This is a genomic window from Pyramidobacter porci (assembly GCF_009695745.1).
In the GTDB taxonomy this organism is placed as follows: Bacteria; Synergistota; Synergistia; order Synergistales; family Dethiosulfovibrionaceae; genus Pyramidobacter; species Pyramidobacter porci.
In genome coordinates this window covers 52,126-78,123 of the sequence record NZ_VUNH01000012.1, presented here as the reverse complement: position 1 = coordinate 78,123, position 25,998 = coordinate 52,126, and the positions used below count along the sequence as shown (strand labels likewise).

Annotated in this window: 25 protein-coding genes; 6 read left to right on the top strand and 19 right to left on the bottom strand. The window is 59.3% G+C overall.

Annotation, left to right across the window (positions count from 1 at the left end; translation table 11 throughout):
• Window positions 1-265 precede the first annotated feature (265 nt).
• From FYJ74_RS10720 to FYJ74_RS10670, 11 genes are all read right to left on the bottom strand, one after another.
• Complete coding sequence (locus FYJ74_RS10720) at window positions 266-535, bottom strand: type II toxin-antitoxin system RelE family toxin (protein ID WP_154529565.1); 270 nt, start codon at window positions 533-535, stop codon at window positions 266-268.
• Complete coding sequence (gene relB, locus FYJ74_RS10715; RefSeq protein WP_154529564.1) at window positions 532-753, bottom strand: type II toxin-antitoxin system RelB family antitoxin; 222 nt, start codon at window positions 751-753, stop codon at window positions 532-534. Before relB ends, FYJ74_RS10720 begins: the two co-directional genes overlap by 4 nt.
• A 65-nt stretch (window positions 754-818) precedes the next feature.
• Window positions 819-1,040, bottom strand: a complete 222-nt coding sequence (locus FYJ74_RS10710; protein ID WP_154529563.1) for a hypothetical protein — start codon at window positions 1,038-1,040, stop codon at window positions 819-821.
• A gap of 241 nt (window positions 1,041-1,281) precedes the next feature.
• On the bottom strand, window positions 1,282-1,479 hold the full coding sequence (locus FYJ74_RS10705) for a hypothetical protein (protein ID WP_154529562.1): 198 nt from the start codon (window positions 1,477-1,479) through the stop codon (window positions 1,282-1,284).
• A 66-nt stretch (window positions 1,480-1,545) separates the two neighbouring features.
• A complete protein-coding gene (locus FYJ74_RS10700; protein ID WP_154529561.1) occupies window positions 1,546-2,037 on the bottom strand; it encodes a hypothetical protein in 492 nt (163 codons plus the stop codon).
• 329 nt (window positions 2,038-2,366) lie between these two features.
• A complete protein-coding gene (locus tag FYJ74_RS10695; protein ID WP_154529560.1) occupies window positions 2,367-2,594 on the bottom strand; it encodes a hypothetical protein in 228 nt (75 codons plus the stop codon).
• Window positions 2,595-2,661: 67 nt separating this feature from the next.
• The gene (locus FYJ74_RS10690; RefSeq protein WP_154529559.1) at window positions 2,662-7,419 is read right to left on the bottom strand and encodes an ADP-ribosyltransferase-containing protein; all 4,758 of its coding nucleotides are present in this window, start codon (window positions 7,417-7,419) and stop codon (window positions 2,662-2,664) included.
• A 233-nt stretch (window positions 7,420-7,652) separates the two neighbouring features.
• On the bottom strand, window positions 7,653-9,383 hold the full coding sequence (locus FYJ74_RS10685; protein ID WP_229769468.1) for an ABC transporter ATP-binding protein: 1,731 nt from the start codon (window positions 9,381-9,383) through the stop codon (window positions 7,653-7,655).
• Entirely contained in the window at window positions 9,377-11,143 is a 1,767-nt protein-coding gene (locus FYJ74_RS10680; protein ID WP_326830935.1) for an ABC transporter ATP-binding protein, read from the bottom strand. Before FYJ74_RS10680 ends, FYJ74_RS10685 begins: the two co-directional genes overlap by 7 nt.
• 70 nt (window positions 11,144-11,213) lie before the next feature.
• Window positions 11,214-11,828, bottom strand: coding sequence for a TetR/AcrR family transcriptional regulator (locus tag FYJ74_RS10675; protein WP_154529558.1), 615 nt, complete (start codon window positions 11,826-11,828; stop codon window positions 11,214-11,216).
• A gap of 196 nt (window positions 11,829-12,024) precedes the next feature.
• A complete protein-coding gene (locus tag FYJ74_RS10670) occupies window positions 12,025-12,696 on the bottom strand; it encodes an ankyrin repeat domain-containing protein (RefSeq protein ID WP_195838896.1) in 672 nt (223 codons plus the stop codon).
• Between the two features lie 205 nt (window positions 12,697-12,901).
• Here FYJ74_RS10670 and FYJ74_RS10665 point away from each other — a divergent pair, with 205 nt between their 5' ends.
• Together FYJ74_RS10665 and FYJ74_RS11835 are read left to right on the top strand one after the other, a co-directional pair.
• Window positions 12,902-13,855, top strand: coding sequence for a DUF362 domain-containing protein (locus FYJ74_RS10665; RefSeq protein ID WP_195838895.1), 954 nt, complete (start codon window positions 12,902-12,904; stop codon window positions 13,853-13,855).
• 239 nt (window positions 13,856-14,094) lie between these two features.
• Window positions 14,095-14,400 (top strand): permease, encoded by a 306-nt coding sequence (locus FYJ74_RS11835; protein ID WP_326830934.1) that lies wholly within the window; start codon window positions 14,095-14,097, stop codon window positions 14,398-14,400.
• 89 nt (window positions 14,401-14,489) lie between these two features.
• Here the strand turns inward: FYJ74_RS11835 and FYJ74_RS10655 are convergent, their stop codons facing one another.
• The gene (locus FYJ74_RS10655) at window positions 14,490-14,960 is read right to left on the bottom strand and encodes an ATPase P (protein ID WP_326830933.1); all 471 of its coding nucleotides are present in this window, start codon (window positions 14,958-14,960) and stop codon (window positions 14,490-14,492) included.
• Window positions 14,961-14,966: 6 nt separating this feature from the next.
• Window positions 14,967-15,746, bottom strand: a complete 780-nt coding sequence (locus FYJ74_RS10650; protein WP_154529556.1) for a type III pantothenate kinase — start codon at window positions 15,744-15,746, stop codon at window positions 14,967-14,969.
• Between the two features lie 187 nt (window positions 15,747-15,933).
• Between FYJ74_RS10650 and coaBC the strand changes: the two genes are divergently transcribed.
• Together coaBC and FYJ74_RS10640 are read left to right on the top strand one after the other, a co-directional pair.
• The gene (coaBC, locus tag FYJ74_RS10645) at window positions 15,934-17,127 is read left to right on the top strand and encodes a bifunctional phosphopantothenoylcysteine decarboxylase/phosphopantothenate--cysteine ligase CoaBC (RefSeq protein WP_154529555.1); all 1,194 of its coding nucleotides are present in this window, start codon (window positions 15,934-15,936) and stop codon (window positions 17,125-17,127) included.
• Between the two features lie 107 nt (window positions 17,128-17,234).
• Window positions 17,235-18,569, top strand: a complete 1,335-nt coding sequence (locus FYJ74_RS10640) for a C1 family peptidase (RefSeq protein WP_154529554.1) — start codon at window positions 17,235-17,237, stop codon at window positions 18,567-18,569.
• A gap of 231 nt (window positions 18,570-18,800) precedes the next feature.
• Here the strand turns inward: FYJ74_RS10640 and thrS are convergent, their stop codons facing one another.
• From thrS to FYJ74_RS10615, 5 genes are all read right to left on the bottom strand, one after another.
• On the bottom strand, window positions 18,801-20,585 hold the full coding sequence (gene thrS / locus FYJ74_RS10635; protein ID WP_154529553.1) for a threonine--tRNA ligase: 1,785 nt from the start codon (window positions 20,583-20,585) through the stop codon (window positions 18,801-18,803).
• Between the two features lie 6 nt (window positions 20,586-20,591).
• Complete coding sequence (locus tag FYJ74_RS10630) at window positions 20,592-20,840, bottom strand: hypothetical protein (RefSeq protein ID WP_154529552.1); 249 nt, start codon at window positions 20,838-20,840, stop codon at window positions 20,592-20,594.
• A 120-nt stretch (window positions 20,841-20,960) separates the two neighbouring features.
• Complete coding sequence (locus FYJ74_RS10625) at window positions 20,961-21,419, bottom strand: ferritin-like domain-containing protein (protein ID WP_154529551.1); 459 nt, start codon at window positions 21,417-21,419, stop codon at window positions 20,961-20,963.
• 215 nt (window positions 21,420-21,634) lie between these two features.
• Window positions 21,635-22,183, bottom strand: a complete 549-nt coding sequence (locus FYJ74_RS10620) for a TetR/AcrR family transcriptional regulator C-terminal domain-containing protein (protein ID WP_154529550.1) — start codon at window positions 22,181-22,183, stop codon at window positions 21,635-21,637.
• A 392-nt stretch (window positions 22,184-22,575) separates the two neighbouring features.
• Window positions 22,576-23,019 carry a hypothetical protein gene (locus FYJ74_RS10615; RefSeq protein ID WP_154529549.1) on the bottom strand — a complete coding sequence of 148 codons (444 nt, stop codon included), beginning with the start codon at window positions 23,017-23,019 and terminating at the stop codon, window positions 22,576-22,578.
• Window positions 23,020-23,236: 217 nt separating this feature from the next.
• Between FYJ74_RS10615 and FYJ74_RS10610 the strand changes: the two genes are divergently transcribed.
• Both FYJ74_RS10610 and FYJ74_RS10605 read left to right on the top strand, forming a co-directional pair.
• Window positions 23,237-23,854 carry a response regulator transcription factor gene (locus tag FYJ74_RS10610; protein WP_154529548.1) on the top strand — a complete coding sequence of 206 codons (618 nt, stop codon included), beginning with the start codon at window positions 23,237-23,239 and terminating at the stop codon, window positions 23,852-23,854.
• A gap of 210 nt (window positions 23,855-24,064) precedes the next feature.
• Window positions 24,065-24,547, top strand: a complete 483-nt coding sequence (locus FYJ74_RS10605) for a prolyl-tRNA synthetase associated domain-containing protein (RefSeq protein WP_320634302.1) — start codon at window positions 24,065-24,067, stop codon at window positions 24,545-24,547.
• Window positions 24,548-24,640: 93 nt separating this feature from the next.
• Here FYJ74_RS10605 and FYJ74_RS10600 read toward each other — a convergent pair whose 3' ends face one another.
• Window positions 24,641-25,939, bottom strand: a complete 1,299-nt coding sequence (locus FYJ74_RS10600) for a CdaR family transcriptional regulator (RefSeq protein ID WP_154529547.1) — start codon at window positions 25,937-25,939, stop codon at window positions 24,641-24,643.
• Between the last annotated feature and the right edge of the window lie 59 nt (window positions 25,940-25,998).

The window sequence follows — 25,998 nt, the reverse complement described above, 5'->3', positions numbered from 1 at the left end:
TCAGCCGGCCCTTTCGGTTCTGACGTTTGATCAGCCCTTTCAGCTGCTGCAGCGAAAGGTGATAGGATTCTGCTATTTGCCTGTTCGTCTCTCCGGAACTTTTGCGACGAAAAATTTCGGCTGATAAGTGTTCTACTTGTGTGTAATTCCTTGCCATAGCAAGACCTCCTGTTGTTGAGTTCATTCTACAACAGGAGGTCTTTTTATTCTCTGGCCTTTAAACGGGATACAGGCCACTCAGCGGCCGGGGCTTTATTATGTGACGCTAGTTCCTGTACACTTCCCGCCGATGCCCTACGCTCAGGGCCAAAATGATCAACTCCTGATCGTCGATGAGGCAAATCAGGCGGTAATCTCCGATTCTGTACCGCCATTGCCCTTTGCGGTTGGCCGCAAGCGACTTTCCATGGATTCTTGGGTCTTCGCACTCGACAAGATTTTTGTTGATCCATGACCTGATCATCAGCTGCGTGTATCTATCGAGCTTTTTAAATTCCCGGTCGAATCGCTGGGCCGTCCGGACGTCGTAACTCATAAATCGACGTCTTTCCAGAGTTCGCCGATCGGGCGGCTCTTTTGGCCGCTTTTGAGGTATTCATCATAAGCCTCGTTGGCGACGGCAACGTCGTATTCGTCCTCGATGCGCTCGAACAAAGCCCTTTTAAAAGCCTCGCCCATGGACATCGAATGCAGTTTCGCGTAGCTGTCGGCAAGGTTCCGCTCTTCTTCGGTCAGTCTGATGGAAAATGCCATGTCCTCATCTCTCCTTTCTATAGTTCATTGTACTACAGAAAGAGTATAGGTGTAAAGAGTAAGATTTATCGGTGCATATTCTTGATATTTTCAGGCACGGGCGTTATGTCCCGCCCCGCTTTGACAGCGTCCAGGGCGTCGGCATACCACTGCATCATGAGCCGCCGTTCCGGGGCGTACATCGCGCGATTGTACGCCTCGCGCGATTCGTTTTCCTCCAAATGGGCAAGCTCGCACTCGATGACGTCTTTCGCCCATCCAAATTCGTTCAGGAACGTCGATGCCATCGTCCGGAATCCGTGAAGCGTCATCGGCTCTGACGGTAGATCGGCCAGATCGAGTTTTTTGTACAAGCTATTACAAAACCCCGCACATGCGGGGGAAAAAACTTTTCAATTCGCATTCGGCCTCGGACACACCCACGCTTATAACGATTAACGATCCGCAACTTGGGAGCGCCCATAAAATCGCCTTCTGAACATAAGTCCGCAAAAAAATCCGCTTCCCATCGGAAGCGGCTTAAACTCATCAACTATTGAATTTTACGCCCAGCAGCCAGAACACAGTCCCGAACAGCCGGGAAATGAATCGCCACAGACCTTCGGTGTCGGCCGGCGCGATCTGCAGGCCGTCGACGCTGGCATACAGCGGTTTCTCGTCGCCGCAGGCGCGCTTGGCCAGGTTGCCCCACGCGGCGTCCTGAATCGTCGGGACCGCCGCAGCCATCGGCTCGCCTTTTCAAGCTTCATCGTAAAAGCCGCCCTCTGATGGGGCGGCTTTTATGTTTGTCGTTCACTTGACAAACGCGGGTATGAAGAACTCTTTTTTTATGGAATAGCTGTCTACGACCCGGCCGCTTTTATCTACAAAACTGACCTTCGGCGCGTAGACAACGTGGATTCCAGCTTCTCCACAATCCCTTTCCCGAGAAACGTGAAAGTCGTAGACCGCCTTGGCGGCGAGGCACGCCAACATGAAAAAGACCGTGAATTTCGCGAGCTGCTCGATATCCCAAGCTTTTGCTTCCGCTTTGCGCGGCGTCAAAAAATGACCGGGAAACGGCCACTTCATCAGACTACCGAAAAAGATCATCCCGATAAAGGAGAAAAGCCCCAACTTGTTCCTGAAGGAGCTCGCATCAAGCACACAGGCAAGAAAAAGCCCTCCTCTGCAAAGTTCGAAGCCATTCTTCAGAAAGGCCTGGAACCGTTCTTTTCGATCGCTGCGAGTCTTGTCGTTCATGCCCGTTTCCTCAATTTTCGCGGTTGCCGCGGTTGTTCCCAAGGCGCCGCGCCACCTCGAGGCACACGCCGGAAATCAACATGACAACAAAGGGGACGAGCGTGATATACGGGAAACGAGCGCGCGGCGGTTCGCTTGCTTCCGAGGTATTCCACCGCGAAACCCAACTCGCGCGGAAATATGCCGACAGCGCGCGGCACTTCCAGTTTTCATCGTCCGTTCCTCCTTTTGTCCACGAGGCGCAGTCAAAAGCCAGCCGCGCCGGTATTCCCCGCTCCCGTCGAAAAAAGCGCTCCCTGACAGGGTCGGCTTTGCCGTGTCTTTTTTTCAAAGAAGCGGCCCCGGCCGGCGCCGGAGTCGATTGTATGGAGTTACTTATCTTCTTCCGCAGCAAGATCAGGGTCGCCAAAGAGCCAGCGCTCCACCTCTTCGGGCTCGGTCACGTGGTTCTTTTCGATGTGGTCGACCAGCTCTTCAGTGAGCCCTTCGTCAAAGCACGTCAGGCCGACAAGCACCCTAAAATCCTTGTCTTTCGGCGCTATTTCGTGGAGCATCTTGATAAGGCGGTCCTCCGCGGGGGTAATCACTTCTTCAGGCATTGTCGCCAGCCTCCAATTTTTGAATCTTTTTCCCGTGCCCAGCTATTGGGATTTTAGCATGAATGGGCTACTTAGTGAAACCGTTGTTTTTGAAGCGGCAGTAATAGTTGCCGACGAAAGCGCTATGCTCCCTCGCCAGCTCCCTTGTGCGGTCGCGCAGGAGGTTCTGCATCTGCTCCAGATAGCGGAGCTGATCGTCGAACTTCTGGCGGAATCCGTCCCACGCCTCGGCGGCGGAAGCGCGCCAGCCTTTCTGGTTCTTGGCCTTTTCGTCGCCGCGGATCATGCCCGCGCGCAGCTTCTGTTCCGGCGTCAGCTCGCTGTAGCTCCGCACCGCGTCGAACAGCTCGCTCACCGGCTGTTGGTACTCCCCGTGCGCTTCCAGCGCTTCGCGGAACAGCTTCGTGTACTCGGGCGCCACGACCTCCATCAGGTCGGGGTTAAAAGCGTAGCCGCGGAAGTACTCGGCGATCCCCTCTTTCATCAGGTACCGCTGCGCTCCCTCGAATTTCAGCGCCGCCGCGCTCACGTCGGGACCTTGGGTTTCGGCGCCCGAAGCGCGCATATACCGCCCGTGGAGCTTTTCGTAGAGCGCCGTCACGTTTTTCGGCGACGTCGCCTTGCCCAGCTCGCACAGCTCGTCATGCACCTGCCGCGACGTTTCCGCGTCGCGCACGCTCTCGCGCAGCCCCAGCTTGTAGTCCAGCGCGTGCCCGATCTCGTGCAGCGCCGTGGAAAAATCCCCCCAGTGCCGCTCGCGCGCCACGCCCGTCTCCGGCGTATAGTACCCCGCCACGTCCGTGGGCGCGCTCACGCCCTTGCGCACCGGCGCGATCTTCCGCAGCTTGTCGTAAATGTCCTTGATGCGGATCAGCGTGCCGGCGGACTTGCTCCCCGGGGCCGCCGTCACCGTGACCTGCGGCAGGTCGCTGCTAACGGAGAAATCGCGGTTGCTTCCGTTTGAGGATTGTGGTATCCTTGCGTTAGAAAGACCTTCGCTCGAGGAGGACAGAGATTCCTCGACTTGCCCGCCAATCTGAACGTCCTGTGCGGGGCGAGGGCCTTTTTTTGTATCCGGAAGATAGGAAGTCAACACCCAATTCTTGGGCGCGTGCTTCCATGCCCTTTGCAGGATTACTTTCCCTTCGGCTGAAATATAAATAGCTGAGTTTGTTGTTTTCTCCAGGGCAAACGATCCCGTTCGGATAATTTGGGGTACTGCCTGAACGGCTTTATCCCCATGCTTGGCTTTTATATGCGCGAAGCCGTAACCGCCTTTATATCCTTTTTGCGGGTCGCCTTCCTGTCCCCAAACAAAATCAATGCTTGAGTTCTCTCCAAGGCGAGGATCGGACATCGCTCTGACAACCTCGCCTTGCCGTTCTTCCAGCAGCTTCTCGATAGCGGCCTCTCCCTCGTATCCGCGGAAGATCGGTCCGAAATCGCCGCGTTCCGGCGTGCTCTCCTTGCCCAGCAGATGGTCGAACACCTCGCGCACTTCCGGCGAAAGCTCCACGCCCAGCCGCTTGACGTCGCGATAGATGTCGATCAGCCATTGTTTGATCTTGGCAAACACACTTTGCATTTCCGCCGTCGGCGACTTGCCTTCCATCAGATAGGTCTCGAACGAGTGGGCGAAGCGCTCCTGCGCTTCGGCGTAGCGCGCCTTCTCCGCGCCGTCGAACGTGTGCCGCTTCGACAAGTCCATGCCTTCGATATGCAGGTATCTCTTGACCGTTTCCAGGTCGGCCCTGGTTCTGGTGTTGGCCTTTTCGAGCAGCCCGTCGGCGATCAGGTCGTCGAGCATCATGTACCCGATCTCGTGGAAGAACGTGGAGCGGTCGGCGTTCTTGAACAGCGTCACCAGCCCCTCGCCGTGCGAGCCGATGCGGATCTGCCCGCGGCGGATCGCGTTCTCCCTCTGGTTGAACCTGTTGATGACGCTGATCGCCTTGTCGTCGAACACCACGAAACAGCGGCCGTCTTCGCGTCCATAGTAAGTAATGCCTTTGACGCCATGCTTGTTCAAAATTTTCGATGCTTTTTCATCGCTGTAGAGCGCATCTGACAGGATTTCGTAAATCTTTTTCCCGGATTCAGCGGAAAGGAGTCGCCGCATAAATTCTTTCCGCGTAAGGGACGACGCCTTCCAGGCTTTTTCAATGGCGTCGCCTTCTTCATTGTAGAGCGTGAGGGACAATGAATCCCAATCTTTCTCGGGGTCATCGCTCAACATGGTGTCAGAATTGTCATAGATCCTTTCGCTTGAGCCCTGTCCATGCTCTGGCAAAGCCCGAGCAAGATCCATGAGAGCCTTTTGCACTTTTTCAGGCTGCTCCGTAAAGTCCTTTTGCTCGTCCAACAGCACGTCGTTTTCAGGCACGTCGATTTCGAACAGGCGCCCGGTATAGCTTTCGCCCACGACAAAGCACTCATCCAGAATTTTCTCTTCCAGTTCGGCTTGCTTTAATTCGGCTTTCAGTTCCTCCAGGGCATTCTCGTCGATGGATTCCCCCTCTTCTTTCAAGTCCTCGAGGTTTGCGATTTCCCCCTCAACATCTCGCTTTCGGTCCGCGATGTCGTCCCGCGTCGCTTCGTAAGCCGCGAAAGAGCTTTCTCCGTCCGCTTCGCCGCCGAAGTTGCGAAATACTTCGAGGACCGAATCAAGCGCTTCGCGTTCGGGCATTCCGTTGTCAAAGCGCTCTTTGTACGCTTCAACTGCGTCGTAGTCGATTTCAGATTGTTCGGCTAAATTCCCCAGCTTTTCGCGATATCCGATTGCGACGTTCTGATCTTCAGCGAAATACAGCCCCCAGCCGTGCACCTGCGCGCCCTCGCCGCTTCCGATCGCGCCGAGGTCGAATTCGTCGAAACGATGCGGCGAACCGTGCCAGGCGGACTGGTTGTAGATATTCCCCGTGTCGTCGAACGTGCCGCGGTTGTCGACGGCCTTGATCTGGTTCGGTGCGTACGCGACGTATACGTCACCCGGGGCGTCGACGCTCCTCCAGTGCCCTTCGTCAACAACATTTTCGAAGATCACGCCGTCGAATCCGTCGCCGTAGTTCCCCTCTCCGACATTCTGGGCAATCTCGTTGGTGGTCATCCCGCCGACAGGATACGACACCTCGTAACGCCCGGAATAGTCGTCAAGATCCCGCTCGATGTATTCTTCCGCTTCGCGGAGGGTCCTAAACGGCTCGCCGTCGTGATCGTAAATGCTTTCACCGGTCTCGTTGTCGTAAACGCTGATTTCGCCGACGTTCGCCCAGTCCTTGCCTTCGGCGTCGACGCGATAGGGATTGCGGAGATTCAAAAAGACGGGATAAATCCCCTCGCCGGAGAGACCCGGTTCGGAAGTCCCGGGCTCCCGCGAAACAAGCTCGTCGCTTCCGGAATACGTCGCGGCGACGTCTTTTCGCCCCGAGAAGAACGCCCCCGCTCCGGTAGTGTCGCCGACGCCGGTTGTGTTGAAAGTCGAGAACCCAGTGTGCGTGCTGCCGTGGTACACCACCAGCGGCTCGCCGTTCCCATCCAAAACTTTCGATGCATTCTCGGGATCGTTTTCCCAGTCACCAAACCACTCCTTGAACCGCTCCGTGCGTACAAGAACCCACTGTTCCGGAGCCAGATTGGTTTCGTTCCCGTTTGGAGCTTTCAGGTACGTGCCGTTCGCCCTGGCGGCTTCGACGATGGCGCTGCGTTCCCGCTCGGTTCCTGTGTCCGGCAGAGAACTCTGCGCGTAATATTCCCCGTCCATCCCCTTGACACCGCGGAGCATTTCGCGTATAGTAACTCCAGAAAAGGGATCTTCCGCACGTAGAGCCGGTGGTTTGCCGGTTGGTGACGGAAGATCCCTTTTTTCTACAACAACGTCATAGACATCAACATCAATCGGTGTAAGCCCGTCGCTCCCTACATGTTCTTCCGCAACGATACGGACCGTCGCGGTTTTTCCTTGGATGGAAACAGGCACATAAAACCGGTGGTAATTCAAAACGCCCGGTTTTTTGTTTTTCTTGATGTTGGGGGAACTTTCCACGAGAACGGCGTTTTTCATCAATTCGGGAAGAGAAAGAACTGAAGCATTTCTTACTGTTTTGTCTCGAGATCGGATAAATGCTCCTGAATAAGCAACATGTTGAAGCTTCTGAATTCTCGAAGGCATTTTCAAAAAAGCGAGTGCGTCTCTTGAAATGCTGATTTCTTGCGGTAATTGTTTCTTCAACCGGTTCAACAGGTCGCGCCATCCAAATTTCTTGAACGTTCCCGCGATTTTGGAAAGATCGACGACGGGAATTTTCTCGTCCATATCAAGCCCGGCCCGCACCGCTTGATCGTACACATTGCCGCCCCAGTCGGCCTCGGCGTCCTCTTCACCGCGGACGTTCAGCTTGTCCAAGTCCGCCGGCGTCAGTGCGTCTGGGCGCAGTCTCCCCTGTTCGTCCGTGCCTAGCGCGCGAGCGCGGGCGAGCAAGTGGTTCGCCCAGATCTCGCCTCCGGCGTTCGCCGTCTCGTCGTCGGCCCCGGCGGCCTTGAGCTGCTGTGCTATACGTTCCCGCGTTTCGCGCGCGGATTGGACGAATTCGTCCTCCCGTCGGGGGCTCACGGAGAAGTCGCGGTTGCTGGGCGAGTTTATAGCTTCTGCACTCTGGAAGTCTTGCAAAAGATCGAACAATTGTTTGTCATAATTGACAGAAAAAGGCGATTTGCTTCCGCTCCCCTCGCTGGTTACGGGACGGACTGACGGAAGCAGGTCGTCTTTTTTTATTGCCGTCAATTTATGATCGTAATAACGGTTCTCGTTTCTGTCTTCGGCGATCACTGATTTTACCGCGTATTTACGACCTTGGACGCTTAGCTTCGATACATAAGGGTGTGCCGCTATGAGGAGATTTTGACAAATACGAATATACAATACCGATAAAAGGCAAAATTTAGTCAAGAATTCGCATGAACAGAATATGATCGCACCGCAAGAGGCCGCCTCAATCGAGTTTTGAGGCGGCCTATTGGCTGTTTTTTTCCGTATCTGCATTTCTTCGTGAAAGTTTCTGCCTACAGTCCCCAGTTTTGGCTTTCGGACTGCAGACGGGCCATGCGCGCGAACGGGCCGTCGCGCCGCAGCAGCTCGCCGGGCGCGCCCTGTTCGGCGACGGCGCCGCCGGAGAGCACGATGATCTTGTCGGCGCTGGCAACGGTGCGCAGGCGATGGGCGATGACGAGCACGGTCTTGTCGCGGATCAGGCGCGACAGGGCGGCATGGATCTGCGATTCGTTCTCCACGTCCAGCGCGGCGGTCGCCTCGTCGAGCAGGACGATCGGCGCGTCTTTGAGGATGGCGCGGGCGATGGAGATACGCTGGCGCTCTCCGCCCGACAGTTCGCGCCCGTTTTCGCCAATCATGGTCCGCCAGCCTTCGGGCAGTTTGTCCACGAATTCGCCGCAGTGCGCCAGTCGCCCCGCCGCGATCACCTCGTCGTCGCCGGCGCCGCGGCGGCCGATGCGGATATTTTCCATGACGGTGTTGTTGAACAGCGTCACGTCCTGGAAGACGATCGAGAAGAGCGAAAGCAGCTTTTCCGGGGCGATCTCCGCCACGTTTTCGCCGCCCACGGCGATGCGGCCGCCGGAGACGTCCCAAAAACGGGCAGCGAGGCGGGAAGCCGTGGTCTTGCCGCCGCCCGAGGGGCCGACGAGGGCCGTCACCTCGCCCTGACGGGCGGTGAAGCTCACGTCTTTCAGCACGGACACGCCGCTCTCGTAGGCGAAATCGACGTGCTCGAAGACGACGTCGTAGCCGCGGGGGGCCATTTCCTCGCGTCCGCTCTGTACGGGGCCGTCGAGGATCTCGTTCATGTGCTCGATGTTGGCGTGCGTGGCGATGGCCGCCACAAGATTCTGCAGCGCCCCTTCGAGCGGCGCGTAGATTCTCGAGGCTGCCATGAGGAACATGAAAAACGTCATGGCATCCAACGTTCCCCGCTGCATCAGCAGCGCGCCGGTCAGCGCCGTAGAGGCGACGCCCAGCCGCAGCAGCAGCGTGGCCAGCGTGATGAAGCAGGCGCTCAGCGATTCGGAGATGACGGCGCGGCGCTCGACTGCCCTGATTTTTTCGTCGAGGCCGTCGAGATAGGCGTCTTCGGCGTTGTTCGATTTGAGGTCGCGCAGGCATTCCAGACATTCCTGAATGCCGTCGGCACAGGCCATTTTTGCCGCCATCGATTTGCGGTCGAGCGCCCGCTGAACCCGCGCGGAAAAGGCGACGACGGCAAAGGCCGGCGGCAGCACCCAGAGGACGGCCAGCGCCATGCGCCAGTCGAAGGCGCACAGCCCCGCCGAGACGACGGCGGCCGACAGCATCGCGCCGGCCAGCGCCGGCAGATAATGGGACTGGCTTTTCTCGAGCACGGCACAGTCGTTCATGATCGAGCTGGAAAGGTCGGCCAGATCCTTCCGTCCGAAAAACGACAGGGGCAGGCGGCGCAGTTTTTCGGCCAGCGCGGTACGTCGCACGCCCGACTCCACGTAGGTGGAGAGATAGGTACCGTCGTACTGCAATCTCGTGGCCGCGACGATAAAGAGCAGGCAGCCCGCGCAGGCAAGCGCGTAGAACAAGGTCCGCTCCGCGGCGGTCCCGTCGGCAAGGCCGCGCACGAAGGCGAAAAGCAGCCCGGCCGGGGCCACGAAGGAGATATTCTGAAGCGCCTGCGCCAGACAAGCTCTGACGAACGCGCGTGCTCCCTGTTCGGAGAGGGCGAAACGGCGCCGTAATTTTTTCATCAGCATGAGCGGGCCTCCTTCGTCATCTTCCAAACGGCGGCGCTCTGCTGTTCGCGCCACATGCGCGCGAACAGCCCGCCGCGCTCCGCAAGCCGCTCGAAAGCGCCCTGCTCGACGACTTTCCCGTTCTCGAGCACGCAGACGAGATCGGCTCGCTTCACGCTGCTCAGCCGGTGGGCGATCATGATCACTGTCTTGCCCTGCGACAGCCGCGACAGCGCCGCCTGGATGCGGGACTCGTTGTCGGGATCGGCGAAAGCCGTGGCCTCGTCGAGGATGAGGATGGGCGCGTTTTTGAGTATGGCCCGCGCGATGGAGATGCGCTGCGTCTCGCCGCCGGAAAGGTACGTGCCCTTCGCGCCGAGTTCGGTGTCGGCACCCTGCGGCAGCTTGGCGAGGATGTCGCCGCACTGCGCCGCCTCAAGCGCAGCGAACACTTCCTCGCGCGAGGCCCCCGGGCGGCCCATGCGCACGTTGTCGAAAATCGACGCCTTGATCAGGCGGCTGTCCTGAAACACGAACGAAACGAAGTCCGTCAGCTCTTCCTTGGCGATGCGGCGAACGTCGACGCCGCCGATCAGCACGCGCCCTTCCTGAGGATCGAAAAACCGCGCGATCAGCTGCGCCAGCGTGCTCTTGCCGCTGCCGGAAGGCCCTACCAGCGCCGCCCGCATCCCCGCTTCGATGCGCAGCGACAGACCGTCGACGGCCTTTTTGCCGGGAGCGTAGCCGAAGCTCACGTTTTCCAGCGTCACCGAAGCGTCGTGCGGGTGCTCGCCGTGTTCCGGCTGAGACAGGGGCTTTAAGGCCAGCACGCCGTCCACGCGGCGCAGCGCGTCGGCCACAGTCATGCGGTTCTCGACCAGGTACATGATCTTGTTGAAGTTGACGGCGACGGCCGGCGTGACGATGATATAAAAGACCAGGTCGCTCAGCAGCCCCGGCGTGACGCCTCCGCGGGCCAGCCACAGGCCGCCGCCGATCAGAAACAGGAACGCCGACTGCACCAGCGCCGTGAAGAGGATCATGTGGGGACGCATGGCTTTGGTATAGCCGATGACCCACTTTTCGTAACGCTCGATGGCGCCGCGGAAGCGCTCGAAGGAAAACACGCTCTGCCCGAACGTCTTCACCACGGAGATGCCGCGGATATATTCGACCGCCTCGTTCTCCATGTCCTTAAGGGCGTTCTGGTAATCGCCCATCTGCCGCTGCATGTCGGGCCCCATCATGGCGCGCATCGACAGCGCCGCGAGAAAGGCCGGCAGCAGGCTGAGCAGCCCCAGCCGCCAGTCGAAAAACAGGATCAGCGCTCCCAGCCCCGCCGTGGAAGCCAGCGTCGCGCTGGCGTCGGGCAGCTGATGAGCCAGATAGTTCTCTGTCGCCGCCGAACAGTTGGTGACGATCGCGCGCAGTTTGCCGGTCCCCAGGCTTTCGGCGCTGCCCAGAGGCAGAGAGGCGATGTGGCGCATCAGGCGGGAGCGCATGTTCGCCGCCACGCGGAACGCCGCCAGATGCGAGCACATCAGCCCGAGGATGGAGACGATCAGCGACAGCGCCGCCGCAATCACCGCTTTCCAGCCCCAGGCGGCCATGTCCTCCGTTCCACTGCCGCCCAGCGCCGCAGCTGAGATCTTCCAGATGAAGACGAACGGCGCCAGCCCCAGCAGCGCCGACAGCGCCGACAGCACCCACGACGCCCGCGCCAGGCGGCGGTAGCTTCCGGCGTACTCCATCAGCCGGGACAATATTCGCTCATCTTTCACGATAAAACCTCCCTTTATCCCTTCACTTAATTAGATTTAACTAACTCAAACAGCGATAAAAAAAGGGCTTTTACAGCCCCATCAGTTTCGCCCAGCCGGCGCGGTGAAAATCGCAGAGTTGGTCGATGCATTTCAGCGCCTCTTCGGGCGGCACGTCGTGGACGATCAGCTCGAACAGCGCCGCAAAGCGCCCGCTGACGACGATGTGTTCGAAACGCGGGCTCAGCGCCGTCACGGCACGTCCATGCGCCGCCAGCAGCGACATGAAGCCGCGCGTTTCGGCGATCTCGCGTTCCGTCAGGCGGTGGATGAAATCTCCGCACTTCGACGACTCCGGCGCCGCGAGGATCAGCCGGAAAGCGTCGCGATGGGCGCGCGCGTATTCGTACATGGCTCTCATGCACCGGCGCTCCGCTTCGCCCATGGCGTCGATCTGCTCTCCCGGCGCCATTCTTTTGAAATCCGCCGCTCCCGCCTCGTACAGTTCCATGATGCGCCGAGCGTGCGGCATGACCAGCGCGTCGAAAAGTTCTTCCTTGCTCGCGTAGTAGCGGTAAAACGCTCCCGTCGTCACGCCCACGCTTTTGACGATCTGGCGCAGCGACGCGCCGCGAAAACCCTTTCGCAAAAATTCCGCCGTCGCCGCTGCGAGGATCTTCGCCTGCGTTTCCGACTCCCGTTCCATTCCCTTTCCCCCGTGAATAACAGTGTTATATAACGCTGTTATCTTAGGGCGGAACGAATTTTCTGTCAAGCCTCGTCCCCAAAATGCCCCGAGAAAACACTGTTCCACGTGGAACAATTGAAGCGTGCGGGAGCCGATGATCCTGACACCATCGGCTTCCGCACGCTTTCCGTTTTTCGGGCGCCGGCGAACGGATTCAGCGATATCGATCCAGGCGCTCCGGCCACGGCGAACCGCGCAGGGCCGGATTGGCGCGGGCGTAATCGGCGGCGCGGCGGCCGGAGGCGTCTTTCGCTCGTGGATCGGCGCCTTTTTTCAGCAGCAGGTCAATTATTTCCGCCCGGCCGCTTTCGGCGGCGGCCATCAGCGCCGTGACGCCCGAGGCGCTGGCCTGGTTCAGCGCGTCGGGGGCGGCCTCGATCAGAACGGCCAACACGGCGGCGCTGGGATTGCCGCGGGCGGCGAGGATCAGCGCGGTGCTGCCGGTCATGTCGGTCAGGCGCGGATCGGCGCCGCATTTCAGCAGCGCCCGCGCGATGCGGGGGCGCGGGTTGCGCATGGCGGCCACCATCAGCGGCGTCAGTCCTTGAAAGTTGGCCTTGTTCACTTCGGCGCCCTTTTTCGCCAGATATTCGATCACGCGCGGGTCGTCCTGCTCGCCGGCGGCGCAGATCAGCGGGCTTTGGCCGGTGGCTTCGAGGCGGTTCACGTCGGCTTTGCGGCGCACGCCCTTGCCGACCTGCGAGAGTTTGCCGCGGGCGCAGCAGGCGAGAAATTCGTCCTGCGGCATCACGCCGCGCGCCGCCGCCCCGGCGGCGCAGGCCAGCGACAGTGCGGCCGCCAGCGCGAAGATTCGTTTTCCGTTCATGACAAACGCTCCCTTCGTCGGAAGATTTTTCGACTCTATTATCCCATCTTTTCGCGCCGGCGCATCGGCAATTTTGTCAAACGAGCGGCCGGCACTTGACTTGAAGGGCACTCGGGGCTGTAGCATTTTATGCGGACGGTTGGGCAGGGAGCACAGGCCGTCAGGCACAAGGCACGTGAATTCATGATGAAAGAAGTGATTCAGGATGAAGAAGTTCATGCGTTCCGCACTGTTGGGGTTAGCGGTTTTGGTCTCGCTCGTCCCGGCCGCTTTCACCGCGGCGCCCAAGGAAATTCCCGTCGTCTACATGACGAAGAGCATCACGCCGGAGGGAATGGTGCGGGCCTACAAGGCCCTGAACTGGACGCCGGCGGGACGGGGCGCCGTCAAGCTGAGCACCGGCGAGCCGCCGGCAAGCAACTATCTGCGCCCGCAGCTGATCGCCGACGTGGTCCGCCTCGTCGACGGCACGATTGTGGAGTGCAACACGGCGTATGGAGGCTCGCGCGCCGAGTCGGCCATGCACTATCAGGTCGCGAAAGATCACGGCTTCACGGGCATCGCCCCTTTCGCGATTCTCGACGAAAAAGGCGACGCCTCTTTGCCCGCGGCGGGCGTCCATCTGAAAGAAAACCTTGTCGGCAAAGCTTTTGCCGATTTCGATTCCTATCTGGTGCTGACGCACTTCAAGGGGCATGCCATGGCCGGATTCGGCGGCGCGATCAAGAACATTTCCATCGGCCTCGCCTCGCGCACCGGCAAGTGCCTGATTCACTCCGCGGGGAAGAGCCGCACCGATCCCTGGGGCGGCGTGCAGGATCATTTCCTCGAGTCCATGGGCGAAGCCGGCAAATCCGTCTCCGACGCGCTCGGCCAAGGAGCGCGCATCGCTTACGTCAACGTCATGAACCGCCTCTCGGTCGACTGCGACTGCGACGGCCATCCCGACGAACCCGACATGCACGACGTCGGCATCCTCTCCTCGACCGACCCGGTGGCGCTCGACCAGGCTTGCGTCGACCTGATTTACGCGCAAAAGGACGGCGAGGGCGCTTCGCTGGTAAACCGCATCGAGTCGCGCCACGGCCTCCACACGCTGGAAAACGCCGAGAAGATCGGCCTCGGCCGCCGCAAGTACAGGCTGGTCTCTCTTGATTGACGTCCTGCAGCGGGAGTTCGTCTACGTCGGTTATTACTTCACCGTTCAGTTCCGGCAGATCTTCCGCTACTGGCTGCTGGGCATGCTGATCGGTTCGGCCGTGGCGGTCTTCGGCACACAAAAGATCCACGGCGCTTTCAGCCGGCTGCTGGGGCGAAAATTCGGCCTGCTCGGCATCGTCCCCGCCTGCCTGCTGGGGATCGCTTCGGCATTTTGCTGTCGCGCTCTTCCAGCGCTACGTGCCGGCCGGCGCCTTCGCGAAACTCTTCGGAAGGCACGAAGGCTTCGGCGTGCTGATGGCCGCCACGGTCGGCGTGCCGCTCTACGCCTGCGGAGGCGGCGCCATTCCCCTGCTTCAGGGCTGGCTCGCCGACGGCATGAGCGCCGGCAGCGCCGCCGCTTTCATGATCACCGGTCCTGCAACGAAGATCACCAACCTCGGCGCGCTCAAAATCGTGCCGGGACCGCGCAGTTTTTCGCTCTACCTCGCCTTCGTGATGCTTTTTTCGCTGCTGGCGGGGCTGCTCGTGAATCTGACGGTTTAAAGCCTGGACACAGTTAAAACAAAACGAGTCGCCAACCTGTTTTATAGCAGGCCGGCGGCTCGTTTTCTCTTTTGTGACGATCGGGATTGTCAGCTCCTCAGCGTCGCTCTGAGGCGGTCGGGTTTGAGGAGCAGGTCGAGGGCGTCGGCGGCGGTCGCGGCGAGCACGTCGGCGTGGGGCAGCAGGGCGGCGCAGAGACCTTCGCCCTCGAGCACGGCGACGGAGAGGTCGGCGAGGGCGAACATGGGGATGTCGTTGAAGCCGTTGCCGAAGCAGGCGACGCCGCCGCGCAGCTTTTCGACGATCTCGCGCTTGCAGTCGCCGGCGCCCGCGCGCGGAAAAGCGTGCACTTCCACGCCCAGCGGTTCGCACTGGGCGCGCACGGTGCCGTAGGTGTCGGCGGTGAGCACGTGGACGCTGACGAGTTCCAGCAGTCCGGGCAGGCGCGACCTGACGCTTTCGAACAATCGTCCGTCGACGGCGACGGTGCCGTTGTAGTCGAGCACGACGTGGGCGATTTCCAGCGGCTCGACGCGGCCGGGGATTTCGATGCGGATCACGGCGACCTACCCGCGCGGCCTGTCTTTGTTCTTCGCGTAGAGCGCGCGCAGGCCGTCGAAGAGCAGATATTCGTCGAGGACGATGGGCCGTCGGCACAGCGGCGCCACCTTGGCGGCCAGCCCGCCGGTGATGACGGCAGTGCATTTTTGGCCAAGATGTTCTTCCATGCGGTCGATGAAGCCGTCGATCATGCCGGCGTGGCCGTACATGACACCGGAGCGGATGCAGTTTTTCGTGTTGGTGCCGATGAGCTGATCGGGCGCGTCGAGGCTGACGTAGGGCAGCTGCGCCGTGCGCGCGCCGAGCGCGTCGACGGAGATGCCGAGGCCGGGCGCGATCATGCCGCCGCGGTAATTGCCGTTCTTGTCGATGACCGAACAGGTGGTGGCGGTGCCGAGGTCGAAGACGAGGATCGGACAGGGATATTTGGCTTTCGCGGCCACGGCGTCGACGATCAGATCTTTGCCGAGCAGTTCGGGCGCGTCGGTCATGATCGTCAGGCCGAGGTCGAGCGCCGTGGTCACGGCCATCATGCGCTTGTGCCAGAGCAGCTGAAAGGCGCGGTCCAGCGCCTGCGTGACGACGGGCACGACGGAGCTGATAGCGCCGTCTTCCACGTCGCCGATCGCGAAGCCGTGCATGCGCAGCACGCTCTCGACAATCATGGCGTACTCGTCTTCGGTCTTGTGCCGGTCGCTGGCCACGCGCCCCGTGAACAGGCGGCGGTCGCCGTCGTAGCCGCCGATGGTAACGTGGGTGTTGCCCACGTCGAACAGAAGAAGCATGTTTTTTTCCTCCCGCAATATTCGTCATGCCGCGGATTCCTCGCGGCGATCGTGCGCTTTCAGTATAACGGCCGAGAAATTTTTCGCAAGCGCGGAGGCGCGGATTTTTTTCGCGCGCCGTCCGCTTTTTGGTATACTTGGCTCGGGAACGGCAACTCATCTTCGCCTTGTGAAGGAGGCGCTTTTCATGCTCGAGGGGAAAAACATTCTGCTGGGAGTGAGCGGCGGCATCGCCGCCTACAAGATCGCGTCGCTGGCTTCGGCGCTGACGAAGCGCGGCTGCGCAGTGCAGGTAGTGATGACCAAGGCCGCGGAGCAGTTCGTCGCGCCCGTCACGTTCGAGGCCCTGACGCACCGCCGCGTCTTCGACGACGTCTTCGACCGCGCCGATCCGTCCGTCGTCCGCCACATCGCGCTGGCCGCCGAGGCCGACGCGCTCGTGATCGCGCCCGCCACCGCCGACGTGATCGCCAAAATCGCCCACGGCATCGCCGACGACATGCTCACCAGCACCGTGCTGCCGTTTACAGGCTGCCGCATCGTCGTGCCCGCCATGAACACTCACATGCTCGACAACGCCGCCACGCAGGAAAACCTGGCCACGCTGCGCCGCCGCGGCTGGCACGTGATGGAGCCGGCCGAGGGGCGCCTGGCCTGCGGCGACACGGGACGCGGCAAAATGCCCGAGCCGGAGGACATCCTCGACTTCATCGAGCACTTCGCCGCCTGCGAAAAGGACCTGACCGGCGAGCGCGTGCTCGTCACCGCCGGCCCCACGCGGGAGGCGCTCGACCCCGTGCGCTTCCTTACCAACCACTCAACGGGCCGCATGGGCTACGCCGTCGCCCGCGCCGCCGCCATGCGCGGCGCGCAGGTGACGCTGATATCCGGCCCCGTCGCTCTGAAAAAACCGCCCTTCGTCGATCTGGTCAGCGTCGTCAGCGCGCAGGACATGTTCGACGCCGTCGTCTCGCGCTTCGACCGAAGCACCATCGTCGTCAAGGCCGCCGCCGTCGCCGACTACCGACCCGCCGCCGTTTCCGAGAACAAGATCAAGAAACAGGACGCGGACATGAGCCTGCCGCTGGAACGCACCGCCGACATCCTCAAATATCTGGGCGAGCGCCGCGCCGGTCAGTTCATCTGCGGCTTCTCCATGGAGACGGAGAACCTGCTCGAGAACTCGCGCGCCAAGCTCGCCAAAAAGCGCGTGCAGATGATCGCCGCCAACAGCCTCAAAGTCGCCGGCGCCGGCTTCGGCGGCGACACCAACGTCCTCACGCTGATCACCGCCGACGCCGAGACCGAGCTGCCGCTGATGAGCAAGGACGAAGCCGCCCACCGCCTCCTCGACGAGATCCTGCGCCGGCGCGGGCGGTAAAGTACAAAACTTCCGCTTGTAAAGCGCGGACGGCCGCATTATGATAGCGGCGGAAATATCGGCCGCCGGACATACGGCCGGCACATTCTCACGAAGGAGAGAGAGTCATGTCATTTGAGGGAATTTCCGAACAGCAGCGCGCCGAGTATCGGGCGCGTTACGAGGGAAGCGCGCTGTACCGGGCGGTCGGCAACGCGCTGTCGAAGCACGGCGTCGGCGACGTCGCGTTCAGTTCAAAAGGGCGCAACGCCGCGCAGTTCCGCTTTTCGCACGTCGTCCCCACGCTGCCCGCCGCCAATCAGAAAAAGAGCGGCCGCTGCTGGATCTTCGCCGCGCTCAACGTGCTGCGCGAGCTGACGGCCAAAAAGCTGAACCTCGCCGAGCTGGAGTTTTCGCAGAACTACACGGCCTTCTGGGACAAGTTCGAAAAGGCCAATTACTTCCTCGAAAGCGTCATCGCGCTGGCCGACAGGCCCGTCGACGACCGGCTGCTGAGCTACGTCCTCGAGACAGGCGTCCAGGACGGCGGCCAGTGGGACATGTTCGTCAACCTGGTCGCCAAGTACGGCGTCGCCCCCAAGTCGGCCATGGAAGAGACGTTCCAGAGCAGCAACACCGCCGACATGAACAAACTGCTCAACGCCAAGCTGCGCCGCGACGCCGCCCGGCTGCGCGCCGAAGCGGCCAAAGGCGGCGATCCGCACGACCTAAAATTACAGATGATGGACGAGGTGTACGCGCTGCTGTGTCTGTGCTTCGGGGAACCGCCGCAGATGTTCGACTTCGAGTACGTCGACAAGGACAAGAACTTCCACGCCGATCGCGAGCTGACCCCGAAAAGCTTTTACGAAAAGTACGTCGGCCTCGACCTGAAAAACGATTACGTCAGCCTGATCAACTCCCCCACCGCCGACAAGCCGTTCTACCGCGCCGTCGCCATCGACTGGCTGGGCAACGTCGCCGAAGGGCGCCCCGTGCGCTACCTCAACCTGCCCATGGAGGAGCTCAAAGACCTGATCGTGCGCCAGCTCAAAGACGGCGAGTGCGTCTGGTTCGGCTCCGACGTCGGCAAGAAGGGCGCGCGCGACATGGGCATCTGGAGCGACGCCTGCTTCGACTACGAGGGCACCTTCGCGATGGACTTCGCCATGACCAAGGGCGAGCGTCTCGACCTGCGCGACAGCGCCATGAACCACGCCATGGTCATCACCGGCGTCAACCTCGACGCCGCGGGCAAGCCCAACCGCTGGAAGATCGAGAACAGCTGGGGCGACGAGCACGGCGACAAAGGCTATTATCTGATGGACGGCGGCTGGTTCGACCAGTACGTCTATCAGGCCGTGATCAACAAAAAGCACCTCAGCGAGAAGCAGCTCGCCGCGCTGGAAACCGAGCCGCTGCACTTCTTCCCGTGGGATCCCATGGGCACGCTGGCTGAGTAGTTTTTAAACGAAAGCCGCCGCGCCGCGGAGACGCAAAAAAAGGAATCTCCAACGGATTCATGCCGTTGGAGATTCCTTTTTTTGCACAATGATTTTCTTTCGTGGCGGCTCTCGCCAGGAAACGGGCGCCGCTCTCGACGAAATTTTGACAAACGGGGCAACGGTGTCGCCTGCATACTCGCTCGCTTTGCCTCTTGACGGCAAACATGACGCCGGACGGTTTCTTATCTATCAGCGATGATTCCGTATCTCTTCCCGCACTTTTTCAACAAACGACTCCAACAGGCAGGTTGCAGTCCGGTCCGTAGCACGGTCCCGGACAGAAATTTTCCCTTCTTCGCTTTCTTTTTCGCCGATAATCACCATATAGGGCACCTTATCATCCTGCCGCGCGCTGCGGATCTTATAACCGATCTTTTCATTGCGCTCGTCCAATTCGACGCGCAAGTGCGCCCTCCGCAGCTCTTCGTAGACCTTCCCGGCGTAGTCCAGACTCTTTTCCGAAACCGGCAGCACCTTGATTTGGACCGGAGCCAGCCACACGGGGAAGGCACCTTTTGTTTCTTCGATCAGATAGGCCATAAATCTATCCAGACTGCCTAAGATAGCCCGGTGAAGCACCACGGGAGTCTTCTCCGTCCCATCTCTGTCGGTATATTTCAGATGGAAACGCTCAGGCAAGCAGAAATCGAGCTGGCAGGTGGACAAGGTGTACTCTGCCCCCACCGCAGGCTTTACATTGACATCCAGTTTCGGACCATAGAAGGCGGCCTCTCCGATCTCCTCGGAGAACTGAACCCCCAGCTCCGTCAGCACCGCCCGCAGGGCGCTCTCCGCATGCGTCCACATCTCGTCGTCCTGATAGTATTTCACTTTGTCCTCCGGATCGCGAAGAGAGAGCACGCAGCGATAGTCCGTAATCCCAAAATCCTTATAGACATCAAAGATGAGATCCACGACGCGGCCAACTTCGTCTCTGATCTGATCCGGCGTGACGAACAGATGCGCGTCATTCTGACAAAAATGCCGTCCGCGCTCGATGCCTTTCAGCGTTCCGCTTGGCTCAAAGCGAAAGTCGTGGGCAATCTCCCCGATGCGGAGGGGCAGATCACGGTAGGAATGACGCTGGTTTGCATAGATCATCATATGATGAGGGCAGTTCATGGGGCGCAGCACAAACTTCTCGTCCTCGACCTCCATCACGGGGAACATGTTTTCCTTATAATGCGCCCAGTGTCCGCTGGTCTCGTAAAGGCCGACAGTTCCCACGCAAGGCGTCATGACGTGCTGATACCCCAGCATGCGTTCTTTCTCTTTGATGTATGCCTCAAGCTGCTGCCATACGGCGTAGCCTTTCGGCAGAAACATCGGAAGCCCTTTGCCGACCAGATCGTCCGTCATGAACAGTTTCATTTCTTTGCCGATACGGCGGTGATCCCGCGCTTTCGCTTCTTCGGCCTGCCTCTCGTATTCCGCCAGCTCTTCTTTCGTGCGGAACGCCACGCCGTTTAGACGCGTGAGCATCTTGTTTTCCCGGTTGTTCTTCCAGTACGCGCCAGAAACGGCCGTCAGCTTGAAGGATTTCAGCGCTTTCGTATAAGTCAGATGAGGCCCTACGCACATATCAATATATTCGCCCTGCTGATAGAACGTGATAACGGCGTCTTCCGGCAGGTCGCTGATATGCTCGGCTTTATATTTTTCACCGCGCTCCTGCATCAGACGAACCGCTTCGGTCCGCAGCAGGGAAGAGACCTTGAAAGGAAGGTTCTCACCGACGATTTTCTGCATCTCCGCCTCGACCGCCGGAAGGTCTTCATCGCTTAACGTTCTGTCGCCGATGTCTATATCATAATAGAAGCCCTCGTCCGTCGCCGGACCGTATGCAAAATGCGCGTCGGGATACAGGCGCTTTACCGCCTGTGCCATGATGTGCGCAGCCGAATGGCGCAAGACTCTGAGTTCCAGTTCTTCGGGGCATTCGCCCACATGTCCGTCATTAAATAAAACCTTCATATCGGATCACTCTCTTAAACGTACCGGATCGGCATATTCATTTTTCATTCCCACACCACACAGCGCATCGCTCAGCATTCCGTCCAGTCTCGACCGCTCTTCGTCCGAAAAGGCAATGCAGTTTCTCACCGCAAAAGCGATTTCCGCCGCTTTTTCCCTTAGGACTCGCGAGCCGTTTCTTTCGCACAGACGTAAAGCGCGCGAGCCGCTACTGGCTTTCACGGCGCAGACTTTTTGCAATCCCGGCGGCGGCATTTATCTATATAATATCCGCTCCGCAAAGGCTCCTCCCTTTACAGATTTTCAAAGAGGCTGACGTGCGCACATTTCTGCGCCGTCAGCCTCTTGCGGATGCCTTTGTTTCCTGCTTGCCGTCTACAACTGCTGAACAAGCCAATTTTGTCTGCCGATGCACTCGATCAGCTCAAGTTGAGTTTCGCCCCAGTACATATCTTCTTCCTCGTCCTGATAGTATTTTTTCAGAAAATCGAAGGTCGTGTAATCCGTCCGGGCCTCTTCAACAAGAGCGGCAAGCCAGGACAGTCCAGTCCTGGAAACCTGCAGGTCGTACTTGACCCACTCCACCGGATCTTTGTACAAAGGCGCTTCTTTTTTGGCTTCCAGTTTCACCTCTCCGCCGAGGTCAAGAATGCGGTCGATGCACTTATCTACATAGCCGCGCTCTTCTGCCGCATGCGCCGCATATTTATCAGCCAGCTTCGTAAAACCTTCGCTCGCAAAGATCCTGGACTGGATCGCGTGTCCGTCAGCCTGCTGAGAAAGCTCCGTTACGATCACCTGAAGCCCGGCGATGACTTTTTCGTTCCGTTCCATGGGAAAAACCTCCGTTTATCTTTTCTTTGTTGAACGTCAATCTATCTTGCTCGCAGCGACGACCGTTCTGTCCCTCTGCGAACATGACATCGGTTGATGACTGCGCGCCGTAGTATTGCGCGTGTATATTATTCTATTCGCTCCAAGAAGAATTTCAATTGAGAATCCCGGCTCGAATTCTCATGACGATACAATACCGGCAATTTCTCTCATTTTCAGCAGAGATACTGGCGCAACGGCTCCGGCAGCGAGTTTTCGTAAACTTCCGCCAGCTCTTTTGGGCTGACGCTGTAGTTTCCCAAAATCCACTCACACGTCAGATGAACAGTCCCAAGGACATAAATGCGGATATACATTTCCGTTTTCGCATCAAGCCGCGTCGTCTGTGATACTCGCTGGACGATTTCTTTCAGGCAGCTGAAATGAATCTCACTCATGTTGCAGATAAACGAATCAAGTCCGCTGGTATGAAGAAACAGATTGGCAAGATAGCGCTTCTGCTCCTGAAAGTAGTTCGCCGCATCGATAAGCGACTGCCTCCAGGAACACTCTTTTACGCCAATCTGCAGCATGATCGCTTCAAGTCTTCTGCTATAGTCCCATGCAATGAGATCATACTTGTCCCGGAACTGCCGGTAAAAGGTTGCGGACGAGTAGCCGCAGTTATCGGCGATTTCTCTAACCGTAATCTTATCGACGGATTTATTTTCCGCCAGCTCCCGGAAAGACTCCGCGAATATTTCTCTTGCTGTTTTTCTTTTCATGCGCTCCCCCGCCAACGGCAACTGTTTTTTTTACTCTGGACCCGCAGTTCCCTTTCCGAATCGGAAGATAAATCAAGGAGATCTCGAAGTCCGCGGCCGGACATGAAGATTCCCGCTTTTTTACGGACTGCCCAAAATAACAGGCACGCTTCGCGCCGCATATTATGTGAAGCGTGATACTTTTAATTATACCGATTCATGATTTCCTCATCAAATCGGACGAAAAGACATGAAAAGGCTCGTAGCGAACGGGACCGCATCGAGAGCATGCCGCCGCGCCGCGGAGACGAAAAAAAAAAGAGAATCCCCAACGGCATGAACTCGTTGGGGATTCCCTTTTATATCGATGATTTTTTGCGCCTCCGCGGCCGCTTTCGTTAAAAAACGAACGCCTACTTCTTGAACTCGATGGAGTTGAAGACGTTCGTGGCGAGATCGCTCTCGTGGTCGCCGGCGATGGCGATGTAGCCGATCGCGGTGTCGTCGATGACGAAAACCTGCGCGTACACGGGCGCGTTGTTGACCGTCGCGGTGTATTCGTAGCTCTCCCCCTCGCCGTCCATCCTGGCGAGATCGGTCGCGCCGTGGACTTTGGCGAACTGCTCGGCGGCCGTCTTGACCGTCAGCTGCTCGGACGCCTTGAGCGCCGACACGGTGAAGGCCAGCGAATTGTCGGCGGCCTTGAGCACGCCGGTGACGGAGTTGTCGTCCTGCTGGACCATCTCGAACGTCCAGCCCTCGGGCACGTCGGCCGTAAAGTAGCCGCAATCCATCGGCGCGGCCCAGGCCATGGCGGCCATCGCCAGCACAAACACAAACGCAAGAAGCTTTTTCATCGTTTTTCCTCCTTGAAAAATGGCGGTTCGTACCGCCAATCGCCCGGGCATGTCCCGGCGTCTTCACATATTCTATCCACAGCTGCCGCGCGCCGCAATGCCCCTCTTGGCTAAAATTGCGCCAAGAAAATTAGCCGAAAGTCCTTGACAAGGGATCCAAAGAAACGTTAGCATTTTGAAAGGACTTCAACCACTCGCAGAAAGGTTCAGAAATCAGATGGTTCACATTGTCGTTGTCAGCCGCCAGAACTTGATCCGCCGCCTGCTCTCGGACTGCCTCGCCGCACAGAAAGATTTCGAGGTCGCCGCCGTTTTGGAACATGAAGAAGAAGCGCCCGGCGTCTGCGAAAGCCTGCGCCCCGATCTGCTTCTGTTCGACGTCGCCCTCGACGGCGTGCGGAGCGCGCTCAGCAGCTCCGCCGCGGTAAAAAAAGGCTCTCCCGCCGTCAAGATCATGTTCCTCACGGGGCTGTCCGACTCGTCGCTGATCGCCGACGCGCGCGAGCGGGGCGTCGACTCTTTCCTCTTCTACAACTGCGTGCAGGAAGGGCTGGTCACCTGCGCCCGCGGCACGGCGGGCGGCTACCAGATCTATCCCAGCGAAGAAATGCTCCGCCAGACCGACCCGTTCGCCGGCATGTTCACGCGCCGCGAGGTCAAGCTGCTCTGCATGCTCTGCAGCTCCCGCAGCCGCGAGGAGATCGGCGCCGCGCTCGCCCTCTCGCCCAGTTCGATCAAAGGCTGCGTGTCGTCGATTCTGAACAAGACAGGCTACGGCAGCATCTCACAGCTGCTTTCCCACATGCTCTCCCGCGGCTGTCTCGCGCCGCGGTGAGCGCAAAGAGTTCTCGCATGCAACGCCGTTGAGAGCAGAAGCAGCGATGGCCGCCATTTTGTCCAGATCTCGAGGGAGCGCTCAGCCATACGGCGGCGACCTCCGCCGGCCCGCCGCGCCCTTTCGCTGGACGGACGGCGCCGTTTTTGACAGCGGAAAGACGCGGCGCGGCAAGATCAAAACATCTTGAGACAAAGGAGCTGAACGACTGTGAACAAGCGGGAAGTGATGGCGATGCTGGACGCCGAAGGGATCGCTTACGAAAAGGTGGAGCACGATCCCGTCTATACCATCGACGAAATGCTGGCGCTTGGCCTGCCTCACGTCGAGGCGATCGCCAAGAATCTTTTCGTCCACGACGACAAAAAACAGCGCTATTATCTGATCACCGTCAAGGAAGAAAAGCGCGTCGACCTGAAAGACTTCAAGGCGCGCTTCGGCACGCGCCGACTCAGTTTCGCCTCGGAGGAAGAGCTGAACCGGATCCTCGGCCTCGCCAGGGGCTCGGTCACGCCCTTCGGCATTCTCAACGACGAAGGACGCCTGGTGACGGTTTATTTCGACGACGATTTCCGCGGCAAAAAGATGGGCATCCACCCCAACGAAAACACCGCCACCGTCTACGTGAAGACCGAAGACGTGGCGCGTCTGATCACGGCGCACGGCAACGAACTGAACTTCGCCCGCTTCTGAGACCGATTTCCAACGTTGAAAGCGGCCGGGGACTGATGACATTCGACTCATCAGCCTCCGGCCGCTTTTTTCGGTTCGGCGGGCGTTTCGCTTTCATTCTTCGGCGGGCGGAGCGGCGCTCTCCTTGGCGGCGGGGCCGGAATATTGGCCGAGCAGCAGGGCGAAATACAAGTTGAAGCAGGTACGAAAACTGTGGATGTCCTCGCCGGTGAGGCGCCTGATCTTCTCGAGGCGGTAGATCAGCGTGTTGCGGTGGATGTGGAGCCGCCGCGCCGTCTCCACCAGCGAGAAGCCGCTTTCGCACCAGGCGCGGATCGTCTTTTCCAATTCCGGCCAGTCGGATTTGCCGCGCAGGTTGCCGGTCAGCCCCTTGATGAAGCGGATGCGCACGGGCGCGTCGATGGTGGAGATCACGTCCTCCATGCGGAAGTCGGCGATGCAGTACACGTCGGGACGCTGTTTGAACTTTTTGCCCAGCATCAGGGCCTTGCGGGCTTCCTGGCAGCTGAGCGACAGCGCCGCGACGCTGTGGGCCGGCGAGCCGATGCCGATGGCGGCTTTCAGCCCGTAATCCTCGAGCCGGTCCAAAAGATTCTGCGAGAGTTCGACGACCTGCGCAAGGGCCGCCTTTTCGTGCTGCGGGGCGGCGTGGTCGGCGTCCTTGACGGCATGAAGCGTGACGAAGCGGTTGTTGCCGCTGACGCTGGAAACGGTGCGCGGGTGGGAGAAGATGCCGCGCATTTCCGCGAGGACGGCCTTCTTGATGTTGAGGATGCGCATCTCCACCTGCCCGCTGTCCCCATCCCGACATTCGCGCCGGACCTCCAGCGCGTAGCGGCCGAACTGATAGAGGTCGACGACGATGGGAATGTAGAACAGGCTCGGATCGTACCCAAGCTCGATGGCCCGCGACTGAAGCATGGTCTCGTTGCCGACGCCGGGGACGAAAGTCTCCAGATCGTGGATGAGGTCCTGCAGAATGCTCTCGCGGCTGCTGGAGTAAACGTAAAGCTCGCGCTCGCGCAGCAGGATCTCGATCTGCTTTTTGACGATCAGCCCGAACGGGCGCACTTCGTCCGGCGAACCGGTGAGAGCCATGGTGCCGACGGTGCGCCCGTTCAGATTCTGGATCGGGAAGGTGACGCCGGGCAGCGTGCCCCTGAATTGGCGCGCCTGTTCCCGCGTCGTCTCGGAGGCCGCACCGGTGCGCGCTACTTCGAGCGAGGCCTCGTGCAGCTGGCCGATGCGCTCACTCTGGCTGGCGCCGATAATCTTGCCGTCCACGTCGGTGATGATGATATTGTGGCCGATGATCGCCGCCGTGGAAGAAGCGATTTCTTGTGCATATTTTTGAACTAATGAACGCTCATCAGAATCATATTTTTTCGTCATTATGAATCACCTCATATGATTGATACGAATTTTCGTGAGTATTAACTCACGAAATCTGG